Annotated in this window: 9 protein-coding genes; 4 read left to right on the top strand and 5 right to left on the bottom strand. The window is 66.7% G+C overall.

All coding sequences use genetic code 11. The features are described 5' to 3' along the window. The first annotated feature begins 118 nt into the window (after nt 1-118). From ACE3SL_RS09160 to ACE3SL_RS09170, 3 genes are all read left to right on the top strand, one after another. Nucleotides 119-1,288 carry an acetyl-CoA C-acetyltransferase gene (locus tag ACE3SL_RS09160; RefSeq protein ID WP_374525428.1) on the top strand — a complete coding sequence of 390 codons (1,170 nt, stop codon included), beginning with the start codon at nt 119-121 and terminating at the stop codon, nt 1,286-1,288. Between the two features lie 154 nt (nt 1,289-1,442). Then, nucleotides 1,443-2,225: an SDR family NAD(P)-dependent oxidoreductase gene (locus ACE3SL_RS09165; RefSeq protein WP_374525429.1), complete on the top strand. Its 783-nt coding sequence runs from the start codon at nt 1,443-1,445 to the stop codon at nt 2,223-2,225. Between the two features lies 1 nt (nt 2,226). Continuing rightward, entirely contained in the window at nt 2,227-2,664 is a 438-nt protein-coding gene (locus ACE3SL_RS09170) for an acyl-CoA thioesterase (protein ID WP_374525430.1), read from the top strand. Nucleotides 2,665-2,775: 111 nt separating this feature from the next. Here ACE3SL_RS09170 and gmk read toward each other — a convergent pair whose 3' ends face one another. Further along, nucleotides 2,776-3,438: a guanylate kinase gene (gmk, locus tag ACE3SL_RS09175; protein ID WP_374525431.1), complete on the bottom strand. Its 663-nt coding sequence runs from the start codon at nt 3,436-3,438 to the stop codon at nt 2,776-2,778. 50 nt (nt 3,439-3,488) lie between these two features. Between gmk and ACE3SL_RS09180 the strand changes: the two genes are divergently transcribed. Beyond that, the gene (locus ACE3SL_RS09180; protein ID WP_374525432.1) at nt 3,489-4,043 is read left to right on the top strand and encodes a DUF2585 domain-containing protein; all 555 of its coding nucleotides are present in this window, start codon (nt 3,489-3,491) and stop codon (nt 4,041-4,043) included. On the opposite strand, the gene ACE3SL_RS09185 is transcribed toward ACE3SL_RS09180, so the two are convergent. From ACE3SL_RS09185 to ACE3SL_RS09200, 4 genes are all read right to left on the bottom strand, one after another. Then, a complete protein-coding gene (locus ACE3SL_RS09185; RefSeq protein ID WP_374525433.1) occupies nt 4,040-4,414 on the bottom strand; it encodes a hypothetical protein in 375 nt (124 codons plus the stop codon). The genes ACE3SL_RS09180 and ACE3SL_RS09185 overlap by 4 nt on opposite strands. Before the next feature lie 47 nt (nt 4,415-4,461). Then, nucleotides 4,462-5,871, bottom strand: coding sequence for a class II fumarate hydratase (fumC, locus tag ACE3SL_RS09190; RefSeq protein WP_374525434.1), 1,410 nt, complete (start codon nt 5,869-5,871; stop codon nt 4,462-4,464). Then, nucleotides 5,868-6,125 (bottom strand): hypothetical protein, encoded by a 258-nt coding sequence (locus ACE3SL_RS09195; protein WP_374525435.1) that lies wholly within the window; start codon nt 6,123-6,125, stop codon nt 5,868-5,870. Before ACE3SL_RS09195 ends, fumC begins: the two co-directional genes overlap by 4 nt. Nucleotides 6,126-6,186: 61 nt before the next feature. Beyond that, complete coding sequence (locus ACE3SL_RS09200) at nt 6,187-6,684, bottom strand: SspB family protein (RefSeq protein WP_374525436.1); 498 nt, start codon at nt 6,682-6,684, stop codon at nt 6,187-6,189. Between the last annotated feature and the right edge of the window lie 57 nt (nt 6,685-6,741).

The following is a 6,741-nucleotide window of genomic DNA, read 5'->3' on the forward strand; positions in this document are numbered from 1 at the left end:
CTTGCGGGCTTGCCCGCTAGTCGCAGCGGGGTGGGTCAAGCGGCCTCGCGCAACGCTGCGACCCCCACCCCAACCCCTCCCCTGGCGGGGAGGGGCGTTAGGAAGAAAGGAACTCCCCATGGCTCATGCTTATATCGTCGATGCCGTCCGCACCGCCGGCGGCCGCCGCGGCGGCCGGCTTGCCGGCATCCACCCCGTCGACCTCGGCGCGGCGGTGTTCGACGCGATCGTCGACCGCAACGATTTCGATCCCAAGGCGATCGAGGACGTCATCACCGGCTGCGTGACGCAGGGCGGGCAGCAGACGATGGACCTCGGCCGCAACGCCGTACTCGCCTCGAAGCTCCCCGACTCGATTCCGGCGGTCACGATCGACCGCCAGTGCGGCTCGTCGCAGCAGGCGATGATGTTCGCGGCGCAGGGCGTGCTGTCGGGGACGCAGGACATGGTGCTGGCGAGCGGCATCGAGAGCATGACGCGCGTCCCGATGGGCAGCGTCGCGACGCTGTTCATGAAGGAAGGGCTCGGCAACTACAAATCGCCGCGGCTCGAGGAGAAATATCCCGGCATCATGTTCAGCCAGTTCATGGGCGCCGAGATGATCGTCAAGAAGCACGGCTTCACCAAGGACGATCTCGACGCCTTCGCGCTCGAAAGCCATCGCCGGGCGAAGGCGGCGACCGAAAGCGGCAAGTTCGAGCGTGAGATCGTCGCGGTCGAGATCGAGACCCCCGAGGGCAAGGAGATGCACAAGGTCGACGAGGGCATCCGCTTCGACGCGACGCTCGAAGGCATCGCGGGCGTCAAGCTGCTCCAGGAAGGCGGATCGATCACCGCCGCGACCTCCAGCCAGATCTGCGACGGCGCTTCGGCGGCGCTGATCGTGTCCGAACAGGCGCTGAAGGACCATGGCCTGACCCCGCGCGCGCGCATCCACCATGTGTCGGTGACCGCGGGCGACCCGGTGATCATGCTCGAGGAGCCGCTGTTCGCGACCGAAAAGGCGCTGAAGAAGGCCGGGCTCAAGATCGAGGACATCGACGCTTACGAGGTCAACGAGGCCTTCGCGCCGGTGCCGCTCGCGTGGCTCAAATATCTCGGTGCCGACCATGCACGGCTCAATCAGCATGGCGGCGCGATTGCGCTCGGCCACCCGCTCGGCGCGAGCGGCACCAAGCTGATGGCGACCCTGCTCGGCGTACTCGATGCGACTGGCGGGAAGTACGGCCTCCAGACGATGTGCGAAGGCGGCGGTCAGGCCAATGTGACCATCGTCGAGCGGCTGTAATCCATTCAATACCCCTCCCCTTAAGGGGAGGGGCAGCGAGACTTGGGAACTTGTTCCCTAGTCGCAGCGGGGTGGGCCAAGCGGTCTCGCTCTCCTGCGACCCCCACCCTAACCCCTCCCCTGAAGGGGAGGGGCTTTAAGTCAGGAGAATGACATGAAACTCGATTCCACCGTATCCGCCGTCGTCACCGGGGGTGCCTCGGGCCTCGGCGCCGCCACGGCGCGCGCGCTCGCCGCCAAGGGCGTCAAGGTCGCGATCTTCGACCTGCAGGAAGAAAAGGGCAAGGCGATCGCCGCCGAGCTCGGCGGCGTCTTCTGCGAATGCAACGTCACCGACGATGCCTCGGTCGATGCGGCCTTCGCCAAGGCGCGCGAAGCGCATGGTCAGGAACGCATCCTCGTCAACTGCGCCGGCACCGGCAACGCGATCAAGACCGCGAGCCGCTCGAAGGAAGACGGCAGCATCAAGCATTTCCCGCTCGATGCCTTCAACTGGATCATCCAGATCAACCTCGTCGGCACTTTCCGCTGCATCGCCAAGTCGGCGGCGGGGATGCTGACGCTCGACCCGATGGAGGACGGCGAGCGTGGCGCGATCGTCAACACCGCGTCGGTCGCGGCCGAGGACGGCCAGATCGGCCAGGCCGCCTATTCGGCGTCGAAGGGCGGCGTCGTCGGCATGACGCTCCCCGTCGCGCGTGACCTCGCGTCGGAGAACATCCGCGTCAACACGATCCTGCCCGGCATCTTCGACACCCCGCTCCTCGCGGGCGCGCCGCAGAATGTCCGCGACGCGCTCGGCGCCTCGGTGCTCAACCCGAAGCGCCTCGGCAACCCGGTCGAATATGCCAATCTTGCCATGTGCATGATCGAGAACGGCTATTTCAACGGCGAGGACGTGCGCCTCGACGGCGGCATCCGCATGGCGCCGCGCTGATATGGCGAAACCGGAACGCTGGCGGCTCGATGCCGCCAGCTACCCCGTCTGCATCGAGTTGCAGACGCGCTTTCAGGACATGGACGTCAACGGCCACCTCAACAATGTGGCCTTCGCCGCGCTGTTCGAGAGCGGCCGCGTCCTCCTGAACCGCGATGCACGCCCGCTCGGCGAGCGCCCCGCGAACGAGCGGACGATGGTCGCGGCGGTCGAAATCAACTATCTCGCCGAGGGCAATTTTCCCGATCCGGTGCGGATTGCGACCGGCATCGGCCGCCTCGGCACCTCGAGCTGGACGATCGTCCAGGCGATGTTCCAGAACGGCGGCTGCATCGCGACCTGCGACACGGTGGTCGTATGCCGCACCGATGGCGAGGCGAAGCCGCTGCGCGCGGAGATGGTCGCGGAGTTGGAAGCGAAGCTGGCGAAGGCGGTTTAAAGACCGTGTGCACCCGCGAAGGCGGGTGCCCATCACCCGCCCGTGAGAGTTTGAACCGACCGGAGATGGGTCCCCGCCTTCGCGGGGACGCGTGGCTCATTCATGTCGGCGTTATAATTTCTTGTCCGCATCGGGCACCGCGCGGATCAGGTCGCGCGCGAAGCCGATCAGGCCGATCTGCCGACGGCGTTTGAGCCGCTCGGCGCGCAGGATCGCGCGGACCTCGTCGAAACAGCCATCGACATTGTCGTTGATCAGCACATAGTCGTAGCCGTCCCAGTGGCTGATCTCGTTCGCGGCGCGCTCCATCCGCGCGGTGATCACCGCGTCGCTGTCGGTGCCGCGCGAGCGGAGGCGGCGTTCGAGCTCCTCCATCGTCGGCGGCAGCACGAAGACGCGCACGACGTCGGGACCGGCCTCCTGATAGAGCTGCTGCGCGCCCTGCCAGTCGATGTCGAACAGGACGTCCTTGCCCGCGGCGAGCAATGCCTCGACTGGCGCGCGCGGGGTGCCGTAGCGGTGCCCGAAAACATGCGCCCATTCGAGGAATTCGCCGTCGGCGGCCATCTTCTTGAAGGTGTCGGTATCGACGAAATGATAATGGACCCCGTCGACCTCGCCCGGACGCGGCGGGCGCGTCGTCGCCGAGATCGACAGCGCGATGTCGCTGTCCGCGTCGAGCATCATGCGCGAGATGGTGGTCTTGCCCGCGCCCGAGGGCGAGGAGAGGACGAACAGCACGCCGCGGCGGTTCAGGTGGACGCTTTCGGTCATGCGCGCTATTCGCGCGGGGAAGCGCGGCGGTCAAGCGGGAAGGGGCGGCGATGACGCGAAACGGATGGCTGGTTGCGGCCGGGCTGCTGGCGCTGCTTGCGGCGATATTGACCCTGATGGGCCGCCCGCCGATCTGCCCGTGCGGCACGGTCAGCCTGTGGCACGGCACCGTCCAGTCGAACCAGAACAGCCAGCAGATTTCGGACTGGTACAGCTTCAGCCACATCATCCACGGCTTCATCTTTTTCGGCCTGTCGCGGCTGTTGATGCCGCGCGCCCCTCTATGGGTCGCGCTCGCTGTCGCGATCGGGATCGAGGGCGGATGGGAAATTCTGGAAAATTCGCCGATCATCATCGACCGCTACCGCGAGGTGACGATGGCCTATGGCTATTCGGGCGACTCGGTTCTCAATTCGGTGAGCGACGCCGGTTTCATGATGCTCGGCTTCCTCGCCGCGAGCCGGATGCGCTGGTGGACGACGCTGGCAATCGCGATCGCGTTCGAGCTTTTCACATTATGGGCGATCCGCGACAATCTGACGCTGAATGTGCTGATGCTCGTCGCGCCGATCGAGATGGTGAAGGAATGGCAGGCGGGCGCCTAGTGGAGCGCGGTGCCGCGGCCGTTGGCCGCGACCGGTATCGCCGGCGGCAGCGCGTCGCCCATCGCCTCGCCGTCGGTTGGCTGCTTGGCGGTGCCCGCGTAAGTATCGACGACGCCCGCTTTCGCAAGGTCGGGATCGGTCCGATGCGCCGCCTCGGCCGCCTTGCGCGCTTCGGCACGGTCGGCCCATTTCTTGGTAAGATAGGCGGCGGCGGCGGTGGCGGCGAGCGCCGCGTATCGCTGCGGGAAAAGCCGGCGCGCGGCGAACAAGGTGCCCGCGCCGATCACGGCACCCGCGACGGGGTGGCCACCCTTCCGGTTTCCGATGGCGCTGCCGAGGACGCCGCCTACGATCCGACCGATCATCTTCATCTTCCTTCCCTCCCCATCAATCCCCGGCAGGTCCGCTTGGTTCCGCCTTAGCGATCCGGGCCGAGCCCCCGACCCAACATCGTGCGCGGGTCGACCACCCGGTCGAAGGTCGCCGCATCGACATAGCCGAGGTCCAGCGCCGCGGCGCGCAGCGTCGATCCCGTTTCGTGCGCGTGCTTGGCGATCTTCGCCGCCTTGTCATACCCGATTTCGGGCGCGAGCGCGGTCACCAGCATCAGCGAGCGATCGACGAGTTCGGCGATCCGCCCCTCGTTCGCCTGCAGCCCCTCGACGCAGCGTTCGGCGAAGCCTTCCATGCCGGTCGCGAGCAGGTCGATCGAGCGCAGCACATTGGCGCCGATCAGCGGCTTGAAGACATTGAGCTCGAGATGCCCCTGCAGCCCCCCGATGGTCACGGCCTGATGGTTGCCGATCACCTGCGCCGCGACCATCGTCAGCATCTCGCACTGGGTCGGGTTGACCTTGCCCGGCATGATCGAACTGCCGGGCTCGTTCGCGGGCAGGTCGAGCTCGCCGAGCCCGGCGCGCGGGCCGGAGCCGAGCAGGCGGATGTCGTTCGCGATCTTGGTCAGCGCGACCGCGAGCGTATTCAGCCGCCCCGACAGGTCGACGAGCACATCGTGGCTCGCCAGCGCCTCGAACTTGTTCGGCGCGCTTTCGAAAGCGACGCCGGTGATCGCCGACATTTCCGCGGCGAAGCTGTCGGCAAAGCCCGCAGGAGCGTTGAGTCCGGTGCCGACCGCGGTCCCGCCCTGCGCGAGGTGCGGCAGCGCATGTTCGACGAACGGCACGGTGCGCGCCCGGCACAAGTGGAGCTGCGCATGATAGCCCGAGAATTCCTGCCCGAGGGTCAGCGGGGTCGCGTCCTGCAAATGGGTGCGGCCGATCTTGACGATGCCGTCCCACGCCTCGGCCTTCGCGAGCAGCGCCGCCGTCAGGCGGTCGAGCGCGGGGAGCAGCCGCCGCCGCATCGCAAGCGTCGCCGCGACGTGCATTGCGGTCGGAAAGCTGTCGTTCGACGACTGGCTGCGGTTGACGTCGTCATTGGGGTGCACGGGCGTCTTGCCGCCGCGCTGGCCGGTCAGCATCTCGTTGGCGCGGCCCGCGATCACCTCATTGGCGTTCATGTTGCTCTGGGTGCCGCTGCCGGTCTGCCAGATGACGAGCGGAAACTGGTCGTCGAGCTTTCCCTCGGCGACCTCGCGCGCCGCCGCCTCGATCGCATCGGCTTTATCGGCCGAGAGGCCGTGCTTGCGGTTCACCCGCGCCGCCGCCTGCTTGACCAGCGCGAGCGCGTGGATGATTTCGATCGGCATCCGCTCGCGCGCGCCGAAGGGGAAATTCAGGGTCGAACGCTGCGTCTGCGCCCCCCAATAGGCGTCCGCGGGGACCGCGATCTCGCCGATACTGTCGCTTTCGATCCGCGTGTCGCTCATAAGATCAGCATCCTCGTCACCAGTATCGCGCCCGCCCAGATCATCGCGACCAGTCCGAGCAATTGCCAATAGCCCATCGCGCCGACCCGCCGGCGCAGCCACGCCGCGGCGAGCCAGACGAGCACGAACGCCGGGGTCAGGATCAGCAGGCTGAAACGCAGCAGCCCGTCGGCGACCGGGCTTTGCGCATAGCCCGCCTCGAACAGTGCATAACCCTCGACCCCCCACCAGAAGGCGGCGGTCAGGACGATCATGCCTGCAAGGGCCCAAAATTGCCAGAAACGGCTGGGAGGCCAGTCGGGGCCGCCCATGGCGCTATCTCTTCTTGCCGAAGTCCACCGTCACGACGTTCGACCCGTCTTCGCCCGAAACATTGGGGCTCGATACGTCGGGGCGGTCGTTGTCGGCCTCGTCATGCGGTTCGGGCTCGCCGATTTCGTCGTCGCTGACCTGGAACTGCAGTCCGAAATCGACCGACGGATCGACGAAGGCGGTGATCGCGGCATAGGGAATGACGAGCGTCGAGGGCGTCTGGTTGAACGACAGGCCGACGCTGAAACGATCCTCCTCGACCGTCAGGTCCCAGAAGCGGTTCTGGAGCACGATCGTCATTTCGTCGGGAAATTTGGCGATCAGATGCGCCGGAATATCGACTCCCGGCGCCTGCGTCTTGAAGGTGATATAGAAATGATGCTCGCCGGGCAGATGGTCGGAGCCCTCGATTTGCGAGAGCACGCGGCCGACCACGGCGCGCAGCGCGTCCTGCACGATTTCGTCATAGGGAATCAGGCTGTCGCGGACATCGTCACTCATGCGCGGGGGATGAACGGGCGCGGCGCGGGGGTCAAGGGGGGAGAATCGCCTTGCAAC

It is taken from the genome of Sphingopyxis sp., assembly GCF_041916015.1.
Lineage (GTDB): Bacteria > Pseudomonadota > Alphaproteobacteria > Sphingomonadales > Sphingomonadaceae > Sphingopyxis.